This window comes from Taibaiella helva (assembly GCF_003545695.1).
Classification (GTDB): Bacteria; Bacteroidota; Bacteroidia; order Chitinophagales; family Chitinophagaceae; genus Taibaiella; species Taibaiella helva.
This window is the reverse complement of sequence record NZ_QUZZ01000011.1, coordinates 143,374-165,200: the sequence shown is the minus strand read 5'-3', so window position 1 is coordinate 165,200 and position 21,827 is coordinate 143,374. Positions and strand designations below refer to the sequence as shown.

The window sequence follows — 21,827 nt, the reverse complement described above, 5'->3', positions numbered from 1 at the left end:
CCTTCTCCGTTACCAACCTGCTATCTTTCAATGATCTTTCCGTTAACCCTTTTCCGCCAACGGGACGCAAAAGTAGGGGTCCTTTTTCATTCTACCAAAATTTTCATTGTTCCTGCACCACCACATCTCACCCATACCGCCACCATGGCCGGTTACAACGATCATATTTATTTTTGGACATTAGATGTTAGACATTAGATGTTAGAGGATTGGTTTTGGCGGGCGGGCGCAATTTGTATACTGCAAACCGCCAACTAAATTATTCCCACAGGAACAACACCATTTACCTTAAAATAAGATCGTTCGCAACCAACAATTACCAACAAAAAAACCGGCTGCATCTTACGATACAGCCGGCATCTGTTATTCCAAGCCTGGCAGGTGTTGCCTTCCTACCATATTTTAGCGCGTACGCTATCGGCACGCCACATTTTATCGCCTTCTTTTACATTGAACGCCTTATAGAAGGGCTCAAAGTTGCTCAGAGGACCGTTACAACGCCAGATACCGGGCGAGTGCGGATCGTTCTTGATCAGCTCCATAGAGGTCTTAGGCAGCGCCTTACCCCTCCATACCTGGGCCCAGCTGAGGAAGAAACGCTGATCGGGTGTAAAGCCGTCGATCTTCTCATTGCTCTGACCCTGCTTGGTCTTCTTAAACGCAGTGTAGGCAATGGTTACGCCACCCAGATCGGCAATGTTTTCGCCCAGGGTCAGCTCGCCCTGCACATGAATGCTGTCCAGTACGGTATAGCTGTTGAACTGATCAACAACTTTATGGGTTCTGGCTGCAAATTTCGTAGAATCTTCGGGTGTCCACCAGTTTTTCAGGTTACCGTCGGCATCGTATTGAGCGCCCTGGTCATCGAAGCCATGGGTCATTTCATGACCAATTACGCCGCCGATACCGCCATAATTCACTGCATCATCGGCATTGAAATCGAAGAAGGGGAACTGCAGGATCGCAGCGGGGAAAACGATCTCGTTAAACGCGGGGTTGTAGTAAGCGTTTACGGTAGGCGGCGTCATTCCCCACTCCGTCTTGTCTACAGGTTTGCCCAGCTTGCTGATCATATAGTTGTACTCGAAAGCGGAAGCGTTCATTACATTCTGTACATAGTTATCGGGAACAATCTTCAGGCTGCCGTAGTCTTTCCATTTGTCGGGATAGCCGATTTTCTTAATGAAAGTATTCAGCTTGGCAAGTGCTTTCTGCTTGGTTACATCGCTCATCCAGTCCAGACCTTTGATACGCTCTCCAAAAGTTTCCTGCAGGTTGTTCACCAGCTCCAGCATACGCTTCTTGGCTTCAGGCTTGAAGTGCTTGTCGACATACAACTGGCCCAGCTGGTCGCCCACAGCGTTGTTCACGATATGGATCACCCTTTTCCAGCGGGCTTTCTCTTCCTGCTGTCCTCTGAGGGATCTGCTGTAGAAATCGAAACGGGCATCGCTGAATTCTTTGCTCAGGTAAGGCGCCATATCGCTCACGGCGTTGTACGCCAGGTATTGCTTCCAGGTATCGATCGGGGTGGCTTTCATCTGGCGCGCCAGCTCCACAAAGAACTTGGGCATGCCTACGATGATGCTATCCTGGCCCTGGATCTTCAGCTTGCCCAACAGGGTTGCCCAATCAAGGCCTGCTGTTGCTTTGGTGATACCGGCAATATCGAATTTGTTGTACAGGCGCTGCGGATTACGCATTTCGATCGGCGTCAGCGAGGCGCCGGCCAGGGTTTTCTCCAGGTTGAAGATCTTCTGGGCATTGCCTTTGGCTGCGGCCTCATCCTGGCCCATCAGCTGCAGTATTTTCTGTACGTATTTCTGGTATTCAGCCCTGATCTCTGCAGAGCGGGCATCGGTCTTAAAATAATCGTCCCTGTTGGAAAGGCCCAGACCACCCTGGAAGAACTGGGTGATCATCCTGGTCACATTCTTATCATCAGGAGAGATGTAAAAGCTGAAAGCGGGATTCAGGCCTTCTGTATGCTCGAGCGCGATCTCGTCCATCAGCTGCTGCGCATTGGTTACGGCATTGATACGATCGAGCACCGGCTTCATCGGCGTAATACCGGCCTTGTTGATGTTAACGGTATCCATACCGCTTTTATAGAAGTCGCCGGCCATACGTTCCTTGCTTCCGGCTGCTGCTTTATCGTTCTTGGCGGCATCTTCGAGCAGGGTATGCAGGTCGTTGAGCGTACGCTCGCCCAGCTCATCAAAGCTGCCCCAGCGGGTCTGGTCGCCGGGAATCGTTGCTTTCTTCAGCCAGGCGCCGTTGGCATATTCGAAGAAGTTATCGGCCGGGCTTACCGTGGTGTCCATATTGGCCCGGTCTATGAATTTAAAATCAGCACTCTTCTCCGCCGATTTTTCCCCGCCTTCTTTGCAGGAGGTGATGCCTATGGTACCCAGGGCAGCGCCGGCGAGTAACAGTTTTGCAAATTTCATTTTAAATCGTTTTTTTAATGATAAGTGCAAATGTACTCTTTCATTCTACTTTTCCTATAGCGCAAAAAGGGGGAATTTTAGGGGGATAAAGAACAGGAATGAGGTCCAGCAGCAGGCGTATTTTTTATACATTTGCCTCAAAGCATCGACCATGCACCTGACAATCATTAACGGCCCCAACCTCAACCTGCTGGGCACAAGGGAACCCGAAATATACGGCAGCCGCAGCTTTGAAAGCTTCCTGGAGGAGCTGAAGACGCGGTTTCCTGCAGTTCGTTTCGACTATTTCCAAAGCAACGGGGAAGGCGCGCTGATCGACAGGATACAAGCCTGCATGGGCCGTACCGACGGCATTATCTTCAACGGCGCAGGCTATACGCACACGAGCATTGCTATAGCCGATGCCCTGGCTGCTGCTGCAGTACCCACAGTGGAAGTGCACATTTCCAATATCCATGCACGCGAAAGCTTTCGCCAGCACAGCTATACCGGCGCCAAAGCCATTGGCGTGATTACCGGCCTGGGCCTGGAAGGCTATGCGTTGGCGGTACAATACTTGCTGGACGCCCTGCAAAAGGAGAAGAACTAAAAGCGAATGTTTTCTTTTTGCTGCACGATTATTTTCATTGAATAATCCTCGTGCGCCATGTCATGGCTGCTCCCCACGCTACCTTAGTGTCACTAATAATCTATAAACACTTATTTATGACACTGGAAAACATGGCGGCCTTAAAGGCAGCTACAACAAGCACAACGGAAATTGCCACCATAAAAGGCTATCATACAGCAGGCGATGGCGGCGGTGGAGATTTCTACTGGGATTCGTCAGCCACAGAAGCGGATAACCAGGGAACCATTATCGAATCAACAACCACCGGTACCGGCCGATGGAAGCGGATCTACCCCGAGGGTAGTATCAATGTAAAATGGTTTGGAGCACAAACCGGTACTCTTACTGACCAAAGCGCCGCATTCAATAAGGCCATCCAGGCTTTAAGCGCCAGCGGAGGAGAGCTGTTCATTCCTGCCGGTGCTTATGAGCTGTATGGCGGCATTACGCTAGTCAGCAACCTGACGATTAACGGCCCGGGCGCCATACTCAAAGGAAATATGGCAGGCATAGATGTTCACCACGTCGTCATCCGTCCGGGACTGACGATGCAGCAGAACAATGGCAGTCACGTTATCTTTTTCAATGGGGCGCAGACTTCTTCTATCCGGATCAGCGGCATCAACATTGAAGGCAAACTGAACACTGGCTTTTCTTCCGATGGCATTTTATTTTATCAATGCGGTAAGGAATTTTGGGTAGAAGATTGCCGGATATCCGGCATCAACAGAATAGGCATTACAGTAGACACTTGTGCAGGCGAGGCTTATATACAGAATAACAACGTCAGTACCTGTCGAAACGGCATCCATATCGAAGGCTCCAGCGATGTGATCTGCAGTGGAAATATCCTGGACGATTGCGGCAACAGCAGCTATGGAAGCGCCGTCCATCCTTATTTTTCGCCTATCGTATTCAGCCATGCCAATAATCTCCGTTTTACCGCGAACACATTTAGAAACAACACCAGGACAATCGACATACAGATATGTCCCTGCGATAACGTCACGTTTTCGGACAACATCGGCCTGCCTTCAGTTGTAACCCATTCCATCGGCAGCAGCATTTATGTGTCCAATATGACCTTCCGTAACAATACAGGAGGCGGCCTCATCCCGGACCAGGATGGTATCGACTTCAGGGGAAGATTTATCTTCGAAAACAACAGTCAGTTCGGAGGTATCAATATCTCAGGCTTCCAGCATGTGCTGGTAAAAAACAATACCAACACAACAGCCCCATTCGATATCAGGGCCTTATCTACTCTTGCCAACAGTTATCTTGAAGTAACCGGCAACGTGCACACTTGTCAGTATTATGGCGTGCTTCAATCAGATATCGTTTTGTTCTGCAATAACAGTTTTTCTGCCAGCTACCATTCCGGTTACCCCGGCTATGTGGGCTACCGTTTTTACGGACCGGGTAAGGTTGTTGCACGCGATAACAGAAGCAGTGGCATTACCGGCTACCATTTCTGGTTTGATGATCCTAACGCCGATATTACGGTAGACAACAATACCCTGCTCGGCATCACAGTGATGAATACAGGAAATCCGGCCTACCCGGCCACTGCCGATCTGCATATCAAACAAAAGCCAGACATCTACCAAATGTCTGCAGCACCTACAAGCGGTACTTTCAAACGGGATGATATCGTCTTCAACACAGCGCCTTCGGCTGGAAGTCCGTCTGGCTGGGTTTGCACTGCCGCCGGCACACCCGGTACCTGGAGCGCACTGAGCACTTTATGAGAGCTGGTAAGGCAATACACAGACCCAACGCTACCTAATGCAAACCGCCCCATTGTCCATGGGGCGGTTTCTGTTGTGTCGAAGGGCATTCAGCTATATACTTTTCAGCTTTTGGATCATTTCAGCCGGATCGGGCGCACTAAACACCGTATTGCCCGCTACCAGCACATCGGCGCCGGCCTGAACGATTGTGGCTGCATTGTCCAGCGTTACGCCACCATCGATCTCGATCAGCGCTTTGCTGCCTGTGGCGGCGATGAGCGCTTTCAGCTGCGCGATCTTCTTCAGTGTGTGCGGGATGAATTTCTGTCCGCCAAAGCCGGGATTCACACTCATCATGCACACCAGGTCGATATCGGCGATAACGTCTTCCAGCGTGGCAATGGGCGTATGCGGATTAATGGCTACACCTGCTTTCATACCTTCGGCATGGATCATTTGTATCGCGCGATGCAGGTGCGGACAAGCTTCGATATGCACCGAAAGGTAATTGGCGCCGGCTCTGGCAAATTCACCGATGTATTTTTCCGGCTCGACGATCATCAGGTGCACATCCAGCGTTTTGGTCGCTTTGCGGTTTACCGCAGCGATTACGGGAAGACCGAAGCTGATGTTGGGCACAAAGCGGCCGTCCATCACATCGAGGTGAAACCAGTCGGCTTCGCTGCTGTTGATCATATCGACATCTCTTTCCAGGTTCAGGAAATCGGCAGAGAGCAGGGAGGGAGCGATTAAAGGCATGTTTAACGTTAAATTTTCAATTTGATTTTGGCGGGGAAAGGCAGCGGCAGCTACCGGTTAGCTTCCCCGATTTACGGCGCAAAAATAGGGATGTTTTCCCAGCCAGGCGATAGAAAACCGGCGCTCATTTTCCAAAAAAATCTTTATCAGTTTTTTACACATACCTCTGTGAACAAGCTGTGAATTAGGCTTAACTTTGGCCCAAAACAGTGGATAAAGCTGTGGATAGTATCGATCGGCGTGCGCACATGGTGTATAACCTGTTTATTGACGGATTAAAAAATTATTGTCCGAAATGTTTTACCGCTCTGCTTTTTGAACTTACCTTAGCCGTCCCTTAAAAAGTACTTAACCTTTTCTTAATAGTAGAATTTTAGACAATATATTGAGTATCCGGATGACGAAAACAAGCAGCACACTGGTTGCAGACGCATCAGGAGGAATACCATAAACCCATTGTTGAAACCGAAGCTTTGTTGCACACATTTGATCATCCCCGGTCACGCCATACCGGTAAAAGTTCCGGTTCCGCTAAAGGACCTCTGACAGGGAGATTCGAACAAGAAAAGGTTCTTTGACTTTGAAAGTTTTTGTTTTTAAAAACCAGGAGTGGCACCAACTCCATTCAAAGAAAAGAACGAAATGTCAGTAAATGTAAAGAAAGAACTGGGCAGGAGCCGCAAGCCTGACCTTAACAATGTAATGTACGGCAAGATACCCCCCCAGGCCAAAGAGCTGGAGGAAGCCGTACTGGGCGCAATCATGCTGGAGAAAGACAAACTTTCGGATGTGCTGGAAGTGCTGCCCTCGCCCGATTGTTTTTATGTCGACGCTCACCAGCGCATCTATGCTGCCATCAAACGGCTGCCTGAAAAGGGCCAGGTGGTGGATCTGCTTACCGTGACCGAAGAGCTGCGCAAAACCGATGAGCTCGAGCTGATCGGCGGCGCTTACTTTCTGACGCGCCTCACCATGAGCGTGGTCACGAGCGCCCACGTAATCGCCCACGCCCGTATCGTGATGGAAAAATACATCCAGCGCGAGCTGATCCGTATCTGCGGCGAGATGATCACCAATGCTTACGAAGACAAGACCGACGTCTTTGACCTGATGGACAAGGCCGAAACCGACCTGTTCGAGATCAGCAATAATTTCCTGCGCAAGAACTATTCCAGCATGCAGGATATCCTGGTGGAAACCATCGAACAGGTGGCCAAAGCCAGGGACGAGAAGGATGATGTTACCGGCGTTCCATCGGGCTTCCCTTCGCTCGATGCCATTACCGGCGGCTGGCAGCCATCCGACCTTATTATCCTGGCTGCCCGTCCGGCGGTAGGTAAGACCGCCTTCGCGCTGAACCTCGCCATGAATGCGGCGATGGATCCGCGCAAGCCCCGCGGCGTGGCGATCTTCTCGCTGGAAATGGGCAACACGCAGATCGTAAAGCGTATGCTGAGCTGTGTAACCCAGGTACGGCTGGAAAACATCAGCCGTGGCAAAATGGAAGACTATGAATTTACGCAGCTGACCCAGCGTATGGAGCCCCTGGCCAAGGCGCCCATCTTTATCGATGACCAGGCCGGCCTCAATATCTTCGAGCTGCGCGCCAAATGCCGCCGCCTGAAAACCAAGAACGATATCGGCATGATCATTATCGACTACCTGCAATTGATGCAGGGTTCCGATAAAGCCGGTAACCGTGAGCAGGAGATCAGTAAGATATCGAGGGAACTGAAAATGCTCGCCAAGGAGCTGAACGTGCCGGTGCTGGCGCTTTCCCAGCTGAGCCGTGCGGTGGAAACCCGCGGCGGCGACAAAGGTAAGATACCGCAGCTGAGCGATCTCCGTGAATCGGGTGCGATCGAGCAAGATGCCGACATGGTTATGTTCATCTATCGACCCGAGTATTATGGCATCAGCAACGACGACAGCACTGGACAGCCTTTCGACGGGGAAACGCATATCAATATCGCCAAGCACCGTAACGGCCGTCTCGACACCGTGAAGCTGAAAGCCATCCTGGAATACCAGCAATTCGTGGAGGCGCCCAAAGATGACTGGATGGGCGGCGGTGGCGGCTTTACCGGTGGCGGCTTCGACGATCCTTCTGCGGGCATACGCAAGCATCCCGATGATTTCGGCAACAGCAAGCTGATCATGAGCCAGAATTTCCAGACAATGCAATCCAAGGCCAACAATATGGATTTCGAAGACGATGAGTTCACACCCAAGTCCAGGCTGAAAGGTCCCAAGCCCAACAGCGATGACGACGCACCCTTCTAGTCCCGATCTTTATGCGAAAAATCTTTATCCTGTTTCTTCTCTCCGGCCTCTTCGTTATTCCTGCCAGCGGGCAGGAAATCAGGACGATCGTGCCGGGGCAAGCCGATACGGCGATCCGGATCAGCCGGGAGAGCAGCCCCGTCCTGTCGGTCCTGTTGAAAAAGAAAGCCACCTATCATATCTCTGTTCAGCAAAGAGGAATAGATGTCGTCGTCGTGCTGAAAGATCCCGGTGGAAAGGTGATCAAAGAGATCGACAGCCCGACCGGTACGGATGGCGAGGAGGTATATGAATATACCGCTGCTGATAACGGGGCGCATCAGCTGGTCGTTAAGCGGCTGGATGAAAGCGGTAATCCCGGGGAAGGAAAGATTGATGCCAGCGTATCGCTGATACCGGCTGCTACGCTGAAAGAGCGGGAGCGCATCCGCAAAGCGTTGGAGCCGGAGAACCGGAAAACTGTGCTCACAGCCGATATCGACCATTTCTGGGAAGCATTCGACCGCCTGCCGCAATGCAAAACTCATGCTGATAGCGTGCAAACCATTCAGAAGCTATACCTGGACAGGGCTACCGACGGCCTTATCGATTTCATCAGGGTGCGCCAGTTCACGGCCGAGAAATTCGTGAAAGCGATTGCCGCGCGTTCCCGGTTTTACCAATCCGTACGCCCCAATACGCTGGAAGCGAAAAAGGCTGTTCCCCAGATCGAAGACATCTTCCACAGGTTCCAGCAGCTTTATCCCGACTTCCGCCCCTTTAAGGTCTGCTTTGCAATAGGCATAGTAGGTTCCGGCGGCACCACTTCTGAACGCTTTGTGCTGGTAGGCACCGAAGTCGCCTTGTCCAGCGACAAGGTAGATCTGTCAGAGTTCAGGGACAATGCCTACAGCAAGCAGCTGATGGGTACAGAGCCCCTGCAGCAGAAGATACGGAACATTGTCGCTCATGAATGTGTTCACACCCAACAGGTATTCAGGCCCGATACTAATGCTGTCGTCTGCAGGCAGCTGTACCTCTCCCTGCATGAAGGTATAGCCGATTTTATCGGCGAGCTGCTGGCGCAAGGACAGCTCAATGCTTATATCCACAGCTATGGCGACCAGCATGAAGCAGCGCTGTGGCAGGCTTTCAAGGAAACCTTATGTAAAAACGACGCCACAGACTGGCTCTACAATTACAACGAGGTCAAAGGCAAGCCGGCGGACCTCGGCTACTATATGGGCTACAGGATCGCACAGGCGTATTACGAGCAGGCAAAGGACAAGCAGCAGGCCGTAAGAGAGATCATCCGGCTGCGGGATCCCCTGCAATTCCTGCAGGAAAGCGGTTATGACCGCAAAATGCTGCTGCATGCCGCCGCCGGCAATTAACGAACCATATTTCTTTTCACATGCGCGCTGTACTACAAAGGGTTTCGCAGGCTTCAGTCACCATCGACGGCACCGTGAAAGGCGCCATCGGCGCCGGGCTGCTGGTATTGCTGGGTATTGAAGCTGCCGATACGGATGCCGATATCAGCTGGCTGAGCAAAAAGATCGTACAGATGCGCATCTTCGGCGACGAGGCCGGATTGATGAACCGTTCGGTGCAGGATATCGGTGGTGAAATCCTGCTCATCAGCCAGTTTACCCTGCATGCCGCGACACAAAAAGGGAACCGGCCTTCCTTCATTAAGGCCGCCCGGCCGGAGCAGGCGATACCACTTTACGAAAAAATAATCCGGCAACTGGAAATCGACCTGGGCAGACCCGTGGCTACCGGTTCTTTCGGCGCCGATATGAAGGTGGCCCTCGTCAACGACGGCCCGGTAACTATCATTATCGATTCGCAAACACCTTTGTAAGCCTCACCTCACAGCCTTTTCCTCTACCGCTTTTGTAATGGAATTCGCCGTACTTTTGCAGCGATGACTGCACCTTATTCTACCGGCGAGCCGGCCTCCAGGGTAGTTCCCCTGCCCCATTCCGACCTGAGCAAAAAAGAGCAGGTAGCGGGTATGTTCGACCGTATTGCGGGCCGCTACGATTTCCTCAATCACTTCCTCTCGATGGGTATCGATAAAGGCTGGCGCAGGAAAGCGATCCAAAGCCTGAAACCCATACAGCCCCGCCAGATACTGGATGTGGCTACCGGTACCGGCGACCTGGCGATTGCTGCGCTTACGCTACAGCCCGAGCGGGTAACCGGTGTCGATATTTCGGAAGGGATGATGGAGATCGGCCGGAAAAAACTGGCAGAAAAAGGCTTGTCGGACAAGATTGTCCTGCAATATGGCGACAGCGAAGCCCTGCCCTTCGGTGACAGCAGCTTCGATGCGATCACCTGCGCTTACGGTGTCCGCAATTTTGAGCACCTGGAAAAGGGCCTGCAGCAAATGAGCCGGGTATTGCGTCCCGGCGGCCGTGTAGCCATCCTGGAGTTTTCCCAGCCAAAAAAGTTTCCCATCAAACAATTATACCGCTTTTACTTCCGTTATATACTGCCGGTGTTGGGCAAGAGCGTATCGAAGGATGCCACGGCATATACTTATCTGCCGGAATCCGTCGCCGCTTTTCCTGAAGGCGCTGCTTTTTGCACCATTATGGCGCGCAGCGGCTTTACCCACGTCAAAGCCCGGCCGCTGAGTTTCGGCATTACCACCCTGTACACTGCCGAAAAGGCCTGATTTTTAAGCAGGAAAACAACTATTGCTTATCTTCGTCAGATATGACCATAAAAGCGAAAGCATTAAAGACGGGTTTACTGATAGCCGTGCTACTGTGTAACCTGGCAGCCCGGGCACAGCACCATGTTCCCAACATGCCTGAACATGACTCAAAACTCTACTACTTCGGGATCACCTTTGGCTTCAATTATTCTGCTTTCCGGATCAACAATACGCAAAGCTTTGCCGAACACGATACTTTCCGGTCAGTGCAGCCTTCCTATGGCCCGGGATTTAACCTCGGTATTATGGGCAACCTGCGTCTGACCAAATTCGTCGATCTCCGTTTTATACCGGCTCTCGTTTTTTCCGATAAGAAAATAACGACCGTAGACCAGTTTAATAAAGAAGAAAGCCGTAGTGTCGAGTCCATTTATATGCAGTTGCCCCTGCAACTGAAGTTCAAAAGCGACCGTATCAACAATTTCCGTTTCTACGGTCTGCTGGGCGGCAAGCTCGACTACGATCTGTCGGCCAATTCGCGCAGCCGCCGCCAGGATGAATGGTTAAGGGTAAGTGCCGTGGATTACGGCGCCGAGGTGGGTATCGGCTTTGAGTTCTTTTATCCTAACTTCATCTTCTCCCCGGAGATCAAGCTGAGCCAGGGTTTCCGCAATACCAATTACAAGGACTCGCAAATCCCCCTTTCCAACACCATCGACGCCATGCGCACCCGCATGATCACCATATCGATCCACCTTGAAGGCTAAACCGGTGCACTTCCCAACCTTATATCATTTTACGATATACTTAAATTATTGTTTACGATTTGCAACTGTTTAGGACAGACCCTACTTTTGTGCCCTGCATTTGATGATTAAACTTTTTGATCGCAATCGCATTATTATTTGACATAAATCTTCAATTCCTAAACTGTAAATTATCTGATCATGGCACACACGCTTCCCGCCCTGCCTTACGCGCCCAATGCGCTGGAACCCCATATCGACGCTCAAACCATGGAGATCCACCATGGCAAGCACCACCAGGCTTATGTCGATAACCTGAACAAAGCAATCGAAGGTACCGATGCAGCGAATCTTTCCCTGGAAGAGCTGATGAAAAATATATCCAAGTATCCTGCTGCTGTGCGCAACAATGGCGGCGGCCATTACAACCACACGCAGTTCTGGACCATTATGAGTCCCAATGCCGCCACTGCGCCGCAAGGCAAGCTGGCCGATGCCATCAACGAAGCATTCGGCGGACTGGACGCGCTGAAAGAAAAGATCGCCAACGCCGGCGCTACGCGCTTCGGCAGCGGCTGGGCCTGGCTGATCGTGAAGGATGGCAAGCTGGAGGTTACTTCTACACCCAACCAGGACAATCCCCTGATGGATGTAGCTGAAGTAAAAGGTACTCCCATCTTCGGTATCGATGTATGGGAGCACGCTTATTATCTAAAATATCAGAATAAACGTCCTGACTACCTCAAGGCGATCTGGAACGTAATCGACTGGGCTGAAGCTGGCAAACGCTACGAAGCGGCCCTATAAGCGCTGCACATCAATCAATGAGCCGCCGGAATTGTTCCGGCGGCTCATTTGTTTTTTAACGGCGCTCCCCGATCTGCTGGCGCCACATCGCGTAGTACAGCCCGCGCGCAGCTACCAGGGCGTCATGGTTGCCCTGCTCCGCTATCTTTCCTTTTTCCAGCACGATAATGGTATCGGCATGCATCACGGTCGACAGGCGATGTGCGATGAGGATGGTGATCTGCTCGCGGCGCCCCGATATCTCCCGCACCGTTTCGGTAATCGCTTCTTCGGTAAGCGAATCGAGCGCAGAGGTGGCTTCGTCGAAGATGAGCAGGCGCGGCCTGCGTACCAACGCTCTTGCGATAGAGATCCTTTGCTTTTCCCCGCCCGACAGCTTCAGCCCTCCTTCTCCCAGCACTGTATAGATGCCCTGTCCGCTGCGCGACAGCAATGCATCGCAGGATGCCTTGTGCAGCGCCTCCTTTATTTCTTCATCGGTAGCATTGGGTTTTACATAGAGCAGGTTGTCTCTGATGGTACCGGCAAAGAGCTGCACATCCTGGGTAACGAAGCCGATCTGCCGGCGCATATCATTGTAGCGGATCTTCTCTGCCGGAATATCGTTAAAATAAATAGCCCCGCCTACCGGCCGGTACAAACCTACCAACAGCTTGATCAGGGTTGACTTACCCGAGCCAGAAGGGCCTACGAAGGCAATAGTATCGCCTACCTCTGCCCTGAAGGAGATGCCGTCGATCGCATTATCTGCTGCAGCGGCATGGCGGAAAACAACCTCGTCGAAACGCAGCTCGGATAAGGCGCCCAAAGGTTCCGGCTCTTCGGGGCGGCGCTCTACCGACTTCTGCATTAGCTGATCGAAAGTATAGATGGAAGCCTCGGCCTCTTTATAGGAGACCAGTATATTGCCCATATCCTGCAGCGGAGCGAAGATAGCGGTCGAAATAAACTGCATGGCAATGAGCTCGCCGGGGGTAAGCACATGCCTGAAAATAAGCCAGAGCAGGGTAAACAACACCGACTGCCGCAGCAGGTTGAGCGTGGTGCCCTGCCAGAAAGAAAGGAAACGGACCTGCTTTACTTTTTTCATCTCCAGGTCGAAGATCTGCTGTATATGCTCCCGCATGCGCCGCACCTCGGGATAAGTAAGCCCCAGGCTTCGTACCAGCTCAATGTTGCGTAGGGATTCGGTAATGAGACCCGAGAAGCGTGTCGTTTCTTTATTGATGCTGCGCTGCACCGTTTTGATCTGGCGGCTGAGCATACCGGTAAAGCCGCCAAGCACCACGAAGCCGATCAGGAACACGGGGATCAGCAGCCAGTGCTTGGTAATGGCATACCAAACAAGGAAGCCGAAGCCTACCAGGGAAGAGAAGAGAATATTGGTAAAAGCGCTCACAAACTTTTCGGTATCGGTGCGCACCTTCTGCAATATGGCAAGGGTCTCGCCGCTGCGCTGGTCTTCAAATTCACGGAAGGATAGGCGCAGGGTCTGCTTCAGCCCATCGTTAAAGATCTGCATACCGAAGCGCTGCACAGCCAGGCGCATGATATACTCCTGGAAGCTGCGGGCCAGCCGGGCCAGCAATGCGATGCTCAGCGCGATGAACAGCCAGAGCAGCACACCCTGCACCAATTGATCTTCAGGCAGCTTTCGGGGATTGGCAGCGTAGCCATCGATGATCTTGCCGAAGATCAACGGATCGATCATAGTGAGCAGCTGTGCGGCTCCGGCCAGCAGCAGCGCCAATATAATGAGCCGGCTATGCGGTTTCAGGTATTTCCAGAGTATTTTCATAGGCCAACATATACCGGGAAACAGCTGTCCCCGCCGGATGTTCGGGCGGGGACAGCAAGCAGTAAGTTTATGGCATCAGGGCTTTCTGCAGCCGGTCAAAAAATTCGGGCTGTGGTACCTGCCGGCCTATCACCCACATGGCGAAGTGCTCGGCCGATATTTCTTCAGGATGCAGGATATAAGGCGTGTTGCCACTGATCTGCGTCATCAGTTCCGGCACCTGGTCGATCTGGTATAGTACACCTGCGCCGTCTTTCATAACCGGCTTCTTGCTCTTATCGGTACCGGACACTTCCAGCAGGCCTACATTCATGTAATCGCCGAGATTGTATTCTTCTTTATAATCTCTCTGGCTGTACAGCTGCAGCACCAGGTCTTTCGGCTGTCCGTTCACATTTACCCGGATATAGTGTTCAATAAAGGGACAGTCGGGATTGGTGATCACTTTATTGTTCATCGCTTCACTGGTATTGATGCGGTTGCATTTTTTAAAGCCGAAGACCGCATAGACCTTATCCCTTTTCAGTTCGTTGAAACGGGAATACACATGGAACAGCTCATGTGCTACCAGGTGGGCGTCGATTGATTGCTGCGCACTGGTGTGTAGAATGATGCGGTTGCCGCGGGTATAGCCTTCCGCCTCAAACTCTTCTTTGCCGGCCGTCTTGATCAGCTGTATCGTAGCCGGCAGCTTCAGCTTTACTTTATGGTTTTTTAAGAATGTCTCGATCTCGGCAAAGGATTGCTTCAGCTGTTGTTGCTCTTCGGCCGGCCAGTTGCGCACTTGTTCGGCTGCTCGCGCCAGATAATCTTTTTCCGTAGCGTCTGCCTTACCCAGGCGGATCTGGAGGTCGAAAGGCTGCAGGGCTTTGGTATAGGCATCGGATTTGCTGTTGGCCGCAGCAGCGCCGGTACTGTCGAGTAGCTCAACCGTACAACCGGCAAAGGGAAATTTCAACTGGGTACCGGCTTCAGCCTGCAGCGTGCTTATGGCAAAAAGAAGTGTATATCCTATTTTTTTCAGCATCGTTTTCGGGTGATTTATTTGATTGGAACAAGCAGCAAGTTATTTAAAAATCGGCAACCGGCATAGCCCACATAACAGACCGGGCCGTCACTAACGACAAACGCCGCTCCGGAGAGCAGCGTTTGTTCCTGATAGAAATCTGTGTTAGCGGAAGCCGTTGCCGGTCTGCTTCACGATCTTTACGGTGTGCTTGCGGCTGCCGCTCACTACGATCACGAAGTAGGTTCCGTCGGCGTAGCCTTCAAGTGAGAAGCTGGAGAGCAATTCCTTCACCTGCTGCTTCTGCGCCAGAGTCTTGCCCGCGATATCGGTCAGCAGAATGCTGCAGCCTTCGTTCAGCAAAGGAGCATCCAGCCTTACATTGATCTGCGTTTCAGAAGGATTGGGATACACCTGGAAGGAGGCGTTTGCAGCAGTGGAAAGACCTGTAGCTGCCAGCGCTTGTTCCTGTTGAACGAGCGGCGTATCGGTAGGAGGTGCTGGCCGCTGACATTCAAGGGCGCGTTGGATGCGGTTGCCGTTCTCGTCATAGTAGATCTTGATCTTGCAGGTTTGGGCGTGTGTGCCTATAGCCATAAGCGCCAGGACCAAAGAAGATAATATCGTTTTCATTTTGATTTTCTTTTTTTGTACACAATCAGGAAGGTTGTTCCTGTATAAGATCGCAACTAAGCCAGGCATTACCTTGCACCGCGATACCAGGTATCCGCTTCAAACTCATTAGTTCCCGGCATACCATAAGAATCCTCTCCATAACGGATCTGCTCCCATATGCCTTTCAGCTGCATATTACCAAAGCCATTGAGCAGCTGCTGCATAAAGTGTCCGTACTCGTGCAGGTAAGTATATTTATCCTTCCCCGGTACAACCAGGCTCCGTCCCCAGGTAACGCCCCTGCCAAAGATAATGCCATAGATACTTCCCCTCCTGAACAGCGGTGTAAACTTACCCGGCGATGGCGCCTTGGCCAGCTCTTCTACCTTTTTCAATCCTTTCTGTACATCTTCATCAGGTACTATACCAGCGCCGAAAACAGATATCATCACGCCGGTCTGGGCCAGGTTTCCTTTGATACCGCCATCCATGCCCAGGAAGGCACCTTCCAGTATATTCCTGCCCGTAGAGGCCGCCGATATACCTCCGCTCACAAATCCTGCGGCAGCCCCGGTAACACCCGACTGTGCGATTTCACCAACAATGTTGGCAAAAGCTCCGCCTTCTACTCCCGAGAACTGAGGCATAGATCCAGCCACCAATCCGCCGGCAACGCTTCCGGCCAAGGTAAGGTCTATCTTATCACCCATGATCATTTTGGTGACCATCTGGCTGGTCGTCGCTTTTAGAATATTAAAACCTACAGACTGGAAGAATGCGCTGCTGCTTACACCTGCCGCAAAACTTCCGATACCGGCACTGAGACCACCTGCAATACCACCAAACAACGCGGCTTTACCGAAGCCACCCCAGGTCCAGCTACGTCCGGCCATAATGCTGTAGGCTGCCGCCGAAGATACGGCACCCAGCAACGCGCCATATGCAACTGCAACCAGCAGAGGAACGACTGCGACAAAATGTCCGCTGGGATCCGTATAACGTAAGGGGTTATTCAGTGCATAGGTATAGCGGTTATAGCCCTGAGTATTGTCCTGTCCCATAATAAAGGGATCGGGTCCAAGCATACGGCCCAGCAGCGGATCATAGATTCTTCCGTTCATATTGATGAGCCCGAACTGCGGCAGGTGCTCATGAGCGGTGTACCCGCGATCCCAGCCATTGCCCGGTCCGGTTACTGCCAGCGCCGCCCATGTCTGCGGATCACGCGCCCGGCCCCAGGCATCGAAGCTTTTTTCTTCAACAATCGTACCGCTTTCATCGAAGATCTGGGTGATGCTGCCCAGGTGATCGGTCGACACATAATATGTCCGGTCCACTCCGTCTTTCCGCTCCAGGATAGCGACAAGCGTTCCTTCCGGGCCGTAAACGTAAGTCCTCTCTCTTACACTGCCGGTAATTGCATCAATCTCCTTTTCAAAATTCTGAGCATAATATTTTGTCTTCTGCAGGACATTGTTCTGATAGATGTCCATCTTGCTTCTTTCGCCATCGGCCCAATAGGCGAAAGCGGCATTGCTGTTCCCTTCTGCTATGGTGGCTACCATTCTGAAAGGTGTATAAGTAAGATTTTGTTCAACCGAAGGTATATTGACATAAGGGGAGATTTCGCTTACTCTGTTGGCCTGATCGTAAGCGAAAGTACCGGCATCCGATTTTTTCCAGATATTTCCATTCTGATCCGGTGTGTAATCGACAGTCTGTGTTACCATCATTGCAGGGAAAGGCCCTGTTACTTGTCCCTGCGCAACAGTAAGACGATTCAGATCGTCGTAGGAGAAATCTTCCTGCAGGTTATACTTATAGTCTTTACGCCACGAAAGATTGCCGGTGGCAGGCTGGATCTGGTAGCCGAAGTTGCGCAAGGTTACTGCAGGAGAAGTATTGCTGCCCTGTATAATAGTCGACTGCCCGGTAAGGTATCCATAAGTATCGAAGCTTTGCGTCGATTTGAAGCTGAACGGTATCACGCCTAATGGTCCGGAAGTAAACTGGCTCTGATAGCCGGAAGTCGTTACCTGTCCGAAGGCATTTTTGTTGACCACCGAGTACATATATGCAGGCAATGGCCCCATTGGCGTACCGTATGTCGCGCCGGGTTTTCCTATAGCCGCCAGGCTGCCGTCGTTCTCATTGTAGGTGTATTCAACAGTCGCATTATTGGGATAAATAGTTGACTTTAGTCGTCCGTAGATGTCGTAAGTGTATTGGGTTTTGAATGATAAGCTTCCTGTAATCTGCTCTTCAAAGTTCACTTTGCTACCTAAACCATGATTATAGTTATGGGTAGCGCCGGGACCGGTAAGCATTGTCATTTTGCCGCAGCTGGGTCCTGCTGCAGCGGTATTGTAGGTGTAGGTATATACACCTTCAGGACCTGTCTTATCTTTCAGCGCACCCAGCTCATTATAGGTAAAGGTATAGGTTACGCCCTTAGGATCTTTCTGACTGATCATTTCATCGTACACATTGTAAGCATACTCAAAGCTGCCATAATTGGGATCCGTCTTTTTCTTTTGCCTTCCCAGATCATCATATTCAATAGTTTCTACGGCCACACCATTTAGAGTAGTCATTTTCTTGTTACCACTACTGTGATAGATATACTCGAGCATACCCCCATTATCTTCCGCAGCAACTATACGGCCGCTTTTGTCCATATAAGTCTTCTGCGCCTGGCCGGCAGCGTTGGTGGCTGTCGTAATATACTTGTCTCCCACCAGCGCGTAAGCGTAGGTAGTATTGTTGCCCCCAGGGATATTATGATAGGTTCGACGGCCATAGTTGTCGTAACCGAAAATACTGTTCTGCAGCGTCGTTCCCTCGAAATAAGGATTAGAACGCCGGGCGAGCTGCCCTTTACTGTCGTAGCGGTCGTCTACAAAGATCATCTGGCCGTTATAGCCGGTTACCGCCACACGGCTCACACGGCCCAGTCGGTCATAAAAGGTGTATGAAGGGCCTGCTGTATTGCTCAACTTTTGTACAGCGTACTGCGAGAAAGAAGTTGCATAGGGATTGCCTGCAGCCTGGATGTAATTCAGGGTAGTACTTTTACCGTTATTATCGGTAATCGTCTTCTCTCTGCCGAAAGCATCATAAGTATATGTGGTCGTATATCCATCGGGGTCCGTTTCCGTTAGCTTCAGACCGCTTATAGCATTGTATGTGGTCGTCTTTTTCACATTAGGGTAAGCCTCATTGTACGACTCTGTAACGTATCGTTTTGATCCCTCATAAGTCCAGCGCTGGATGCGGTTGGTCAGACCGGCAGCCGACTCCTGCTTTCTAACCAGATTACCATATTCATCGTACCAGTACGAACTGGTTAAAGCATTAGCCGTACCGGGATCTTTAACCGATTGGATGAGCCATCCAAAAGTATTGTTGTAGCTGAACGTCTCCTTACGGGTATATGAAGGTTGCCCCTGCCGCGTAGCAGTCGTCGTTACTGACGATGGCTTGGAATAAACATACACCGGCACCGGATTGCCGCCCATGACATCGGCATAATTCGGATAAGTGAAGGTTTGTGTAACCGTTTCCAGTCCGCTACCTTTGGTGATCGTCGTACTTGAAGGCTTACCAATATTAATGCTGTAGGTGACGCCAAATGGTATCAGCTGTGGAGGGAAAGTATAGTTGTTATTTGTTTTCACTGTAGCTCCGGTAATATAGTCGGAGGTGCCGGATTCTGACACATAAGGCAGTATCCGCTTATTGCCATAGTCGTAAAAAGCATAAGTACTGTATGAAGAATTCATAGTAACCCCTGCCTGCTGTGCCCATTTGCTTTGCAGGTAGGGATAAGCATAAGTACCGTTCAGCCCGAAGTTTTTTCCTTCGAGCATATCCTTCGTCACATTGTAAGCCGAGATCTGGTCAAAGCCCAGCAGGCCTTTTCCATGAGCATTCAGCTTAAGGCTTTTGTAAGAATAGTTAACATCATTTCCAGCCGTTCCGGTGCCATTGTCATTATTCACCACGGCCACTACCTTGATTGGCAGGGTTCTTTTTACAAAGGGATAGAGATACAGATTAGTGCCCGGACTGTACACCGAAGCATTCGTCAAGGGCTGATAGGTTACCTTAGTGGTAGCGCCCAGGCCCGACTTTACCTGTGTCAGCAGATGTCTCGATTCATTAGGATGGAAACTAACGACATAAGGCAGGCGATCTGAGATGAAACGTGTCGTAAAGTCGATTGCACCATCTCCGTTGAAATCACCCAGGAAATAGTCAATCGATTCGTAGCCCACCTTGGCAAGATCAAGGCCGGGCACTTCCGATACAAAAGTGTTGTTGCCCTTGGAGTAGCGGATAGTTGGGTCGTACAGCTGCCCGAACTCCATTACACTGCCTGTATAATCGTAGATATCATCCTTCCCATCTCCATTGAAATCACTGATCAATATGGGCCGCATCACATCAGGATCCATATTGCTGTAAGGCTGGGCCATCGACAGGCCCGCACCTGCAGTAAGGTTGATTTGCCCCGCGCCGTTGCCATAACCGACCTCCCATCCAACGCCGTCGTAGTAAGTCAGCACATCGGTAATGGCATCACCATTGAAATCACCGGTATATACATTGTGCCATTGAGAAGGATAGCCGCTGCTGCCAACAAGCCTGAACGCGGGAGAACCTACTACAGGAAGATTATTAGCATCATAGGTAACATTCATTTCATAGATATAGGCAGTACCACCGCTGATCTGCATAATATCCGACTTACCATCGCCATTGTAGTCTACCACAAACAGCTTAGCGCCATTGGCACCTGTAAAAGGCAGTCCGTAAAAGGACTTCGCAACATAGACGGGATACGGTGTAGGTGCATTAAATGGGCCGGTAGTGGTCGTTGCTGTATTGTAACGCTCCCCCATCATATAGGAAATATTATAGGAGGAATTGCTATTGGTGGATACTGCAAACAGCTCAGATTTACCATCGCCGTCAAAGTCACCGATAAGCGGCCAAAGGTTACCGAAGTTATCTGAAGTACCGGGATTGGCGGTGGGTACTATAGGGCGGTCCAAAGGGGTGATACTATTGCCGCTGGATAAATAGATATAAAATCTTTGCTTTAACGACTGGCAATTGCAGGGGCTGTATGCCTGGCTTTGAATATAGACGAAGTCATCCTTTCCGTCGCCGTTATAATCGAAAGCTATTGATTTTGCCTGATCTCTGGTTTTGATCGTATTTTTCAGGTTGTTGAATGCAGGATCGTAATTAAGTGTGCCGCTTTGTACCGGAACATAAGCATTGGGCTCGCCCTGGTTGATAAAGAGCGTAAAGCTGTTATCATTGTTCGCTGTGGAAAAGCGCAGCAGATCCGTTTTACCATCGCCATTATAATCACCCACGGCAAAAGAACTGTTTGCGCCCGACTGGAGCTCGCTATGAGCAGCCAATGCAGTAGGCGTGACCGGCCCATAGCTGAGCTCGGTAGCAGGCAAGGCTTCTGCCTGGTCTACACCTTGCTCTTTAACCCTCACCAGATGCGTATAAAAATCATCGCTGTATTCGGGAAGATAAGAGCGGTAATAATGCCATAACGTCCCTTCCTTTTGTATCACCGAAATCTTGTTGATCTTCTTTGTCGATGCGATCTTCCCTGCAGCAAGATAATTGAAATTGGGATCGGCGTTGGTTGTGTAGGAGAAGGAAACATAAGTCTGAAAAGTGGTACCGGTAATCTGGTTACAATTGTACTTGATCGTACTGGGCACTACTTCGCCGTTGTTGTTGACATATTCATAGGTAATGTAATTTCCTTTAAGATCGGTAACCTTGCTAAGCATCCACATATAAGGTTCTGTACGACCAGGCACAACTGCCTGAGCATTGGCCGTGGCGCCGTATTCATAAATGCGCCCCTCCTGATCGGTAATCGTAAATGAGGCAGGGCCATTACCAAGGGTACCATTGGCTACAACCGATCTGAAAGTCTCGATCTCAGTACGGTACTGAGAACCCGCTGCACCATATGCACCGGAAGTGACGAGCAAACGGTTACCATCCAGAACAAACTTATCAGCAGTAGTAAGTGCAACGCCGGTTACGACTTTATCGTTGTATATCGTATTGCCCGACCGGGTAATCGCCGAAAGGCCGCCGATCGACCATCCCATACCAAGCGGCCCGTTACCACCCTGGCTGTTGTAGGTTAATGATATTTCAGGCTGCAGGCCGCCAACACCCTCGGGGACTTTGATGGGAATAGCATAGCGCGCGCCTCCGAGATCCGAGACATCAAATACCCCCTCGGTGCTGCCGACCACCGTAATCTGTGCGGAGGAATGGAGTACCTGCAAGAAAAGAAGTAAAAAGCATAAAAATGATCTCA

General features: G+C 50.9%; 15 protein-coding genes. 9 read left to right on the top strand and 6 right to left on the bottom strand.

Annotated elements, in window-relative coordinates; translation table 11 throughout:
- A partial coding sequence (locus tag DZC79_RS21680; protein WP_232831863.1) for a hypothetical protein occupies window positions 1-198 on the top strand: 198 nt, incomplete at its 5' end.
- A gap of 194 nt (window positions 199-392) precedes the next feature.
- Here DZC79_RS21680 and DZC79_RS16935 read toward each other — a convergent pair.
- Entirely contained in the window at window positions 393-2,450 is a 2,058-nt protein-coding gene (locus DZC79_RS16935; RefSeq protein ID WP_118952791.1) for a M13 family metallopeptidase, read from the bottom strand.
- 151 nt (window positions 2,451-2,601) lie between these two features.
- On the opposite strand from DZC79_RS16935, the gene aroQ reads away from it, so the two are divergent.
- Window positions 2,602-3,039 carry a type II 3-dehydroquinate dehydratase gene (gene aroQ / locus DZC79_RS16930; RefSeq protein ID WP_118952790.1) on the top strand — a complete coding sequence of 146 codons (438 nt, stop codon included), beginning with the start codon at window positions 2,602-2,604 and terminating at the stop codon, window positions 3,037-3,039.
- A 116-nt stretch (window positions 3,040-3,155) separates the two neighbouring features.
- On the top strand, window positions 3,156-4,811 hold the full coding sequence (locus DZC79_RS16925; protein WP_157977224.1) for a glycosyl hydrolase family 28-related protein: 1,656 nt from the start codon (window positions 3,156-3,158) through the stop codon (window positions 4,809-4,811).
- Window positions 4,812-4,904: 93 nt separating this feature from the next.
- Here the strand turns inward: DZC79_RS16925 and rpe are convergent, their stop codons facing one another.
- Window positions 4,905-5,552: a ribulose-phosphate 3-epimerase gene (gene rpe, locus DZC79_RS16920; protein ID WP_118952788.1), complete on the bottom strand. Its 648-nt coding sequence runs from the start codon at window positions 5,550-5,552 to the stop codon at window positions 4,905-4,907.
- Between the two features lie 609 nt (window positions 5,553-6,161).
- Here rpe and dnaB point away from each other — a divergent pair.
- The 6 genes from dnaB (at window position 6,162) to DZC79_RS16890 (ending at window position 12,038) form a co-directional block, all read left to right on the top strand.
- Window positions 6,162-7,835 carry a replicative DNA helicase gene (dnaB, locus tag DZC79_RS16915; protein ID WP_232831862.1) on the top strand — a complete coding sequence of 558 codons (1,674 nt, stop codon included), beginning with the start codon at window positions 6,162-6,164 and terminating at the stop codon, window positions 7,833-7,835.
- Window positions 7,836-7,846: 11 nt separating this feature from the next.
- Window positions 7,847-9,208, top strand: a complete 1,362-nt coding sequence (locus DZC79_RS16910) for a DUF2268 domain-containing putative Zn-dependent protease (RefSeq protein ID WP_118952786.1) — start codon at window positions 7,847-7,849, stop codon at window positions 9,206-9,208.
- 20 nt (window positions 9,209-9,228) lie between these two features.
- Window positions 9,229-9,681 (top strand): D-aminoacyl-tRNA deacylase, encoded by a 453-nt coding sequence (gene dtd / locus DZC79_RS16905; RefSeq protein ID WP_118952785.1) that lies wholly within the window; start codon window positions 9,229-9,231, stop codon window positions 9,679-9,681.
- A 63-nt stretch (window positions 9,682-9,744) separates the two neighbouring features.
- A complete protein-coding gene (ubiE, locus tag DZC79_RS16900; protein WP_118952784.1) occupies window positions 9,745-10,503 on the top strand; it encodes a bifunctional demethylmenaquinone methyltransferase/2-methoxy-6-polyprenyl-1,4-benzoquinol methylase UbiE in 759 nt (252 codons plus the stop codon).
- Between the two features lie 41 nt (window positions 10,504-10,544).
- A complete protein-coding gene (gene porT, locus DZC79_RS16895; RefSeq protein ID WP_118952783.1) occupies window positions 10,545-11,252 on the top strand; it encodes a type IX secretion/gliding motility protein PorT/SprT in 708 nt (235 codons plus the stop codon).
- Window positions 11,253-11,432: 180 nt separating this feature from the next.
- On the top strand, window positions 11,433-12,038 hold the full coding sequence (locus DZC79_RS16890; protein ID WP_118952782.1) for a superoxide dismutase: 606 nt from the start codon (window positions 11,433-11,435) through the stop codon (window positions 12,036-12,038).
- Between the two features lie 55 nt (window positions 12,039-12,093).
- On the opposite strand, the gene DZC79_RS16885 is transcribed toward DZC79_RS16890, so the two are convergent.
- From DZC79_RS16885 to DZC79_RS16870, 4 genes are all read right to left on the bottom strand, one after another.
- Window positions 12,094-13,836 (bottom strand): ABC transporter ATP-binding protein, encoded by a 1,743-nt coding sequence (locus tag DZC79_RS16885; protein ID WP_118952781.1) that lies wholly within the window; start codon window positions 13,834-13,836, stop codon window positions 12,094-12,096.
- 67 nt (window positions 13,837-13,903) lie between these two features.
- Window positions 13,904-14,863: an eCIS core domain-containing protein gene (locus DZC79_RS16880; RefSeq protein ID WP_118952780.1), complete on the bottom strand. Its 960-nt coding sequence runs from the start codon at window positions 14,861-14,863 to the stop codon at window positions 13,904-13,906.
- 144 nt (window positions 14,864-15,007) lie between these two features.
- Window positions 15,008-15,475: a T9SS type A sorting domain-containing protein gene (locus DZC79_RS16875; protein WP_157977223.1), complete on the bottom strand. Its 468-nt coding sequence runs from the start codon at window positions 15,473-15,475 to the stop codon at window positions 15,008-15,010.
- 68 nt (window positions 15,476-15,543) lie between these two features.
- On the bottom strand, window positions 15,544-21,795 hold the full coding sequence (locus tag DZC79_RS16870) for an FG-GAP-like repeat-containing protein (protein WP_198666927.1): 6,252 nt from the start codon (window positions 21,793-21,795) through the stop codon (window positions 15,544-15,546).
- Window positions 21,796-21,827 lie beyond the last annotated feature (32 nt).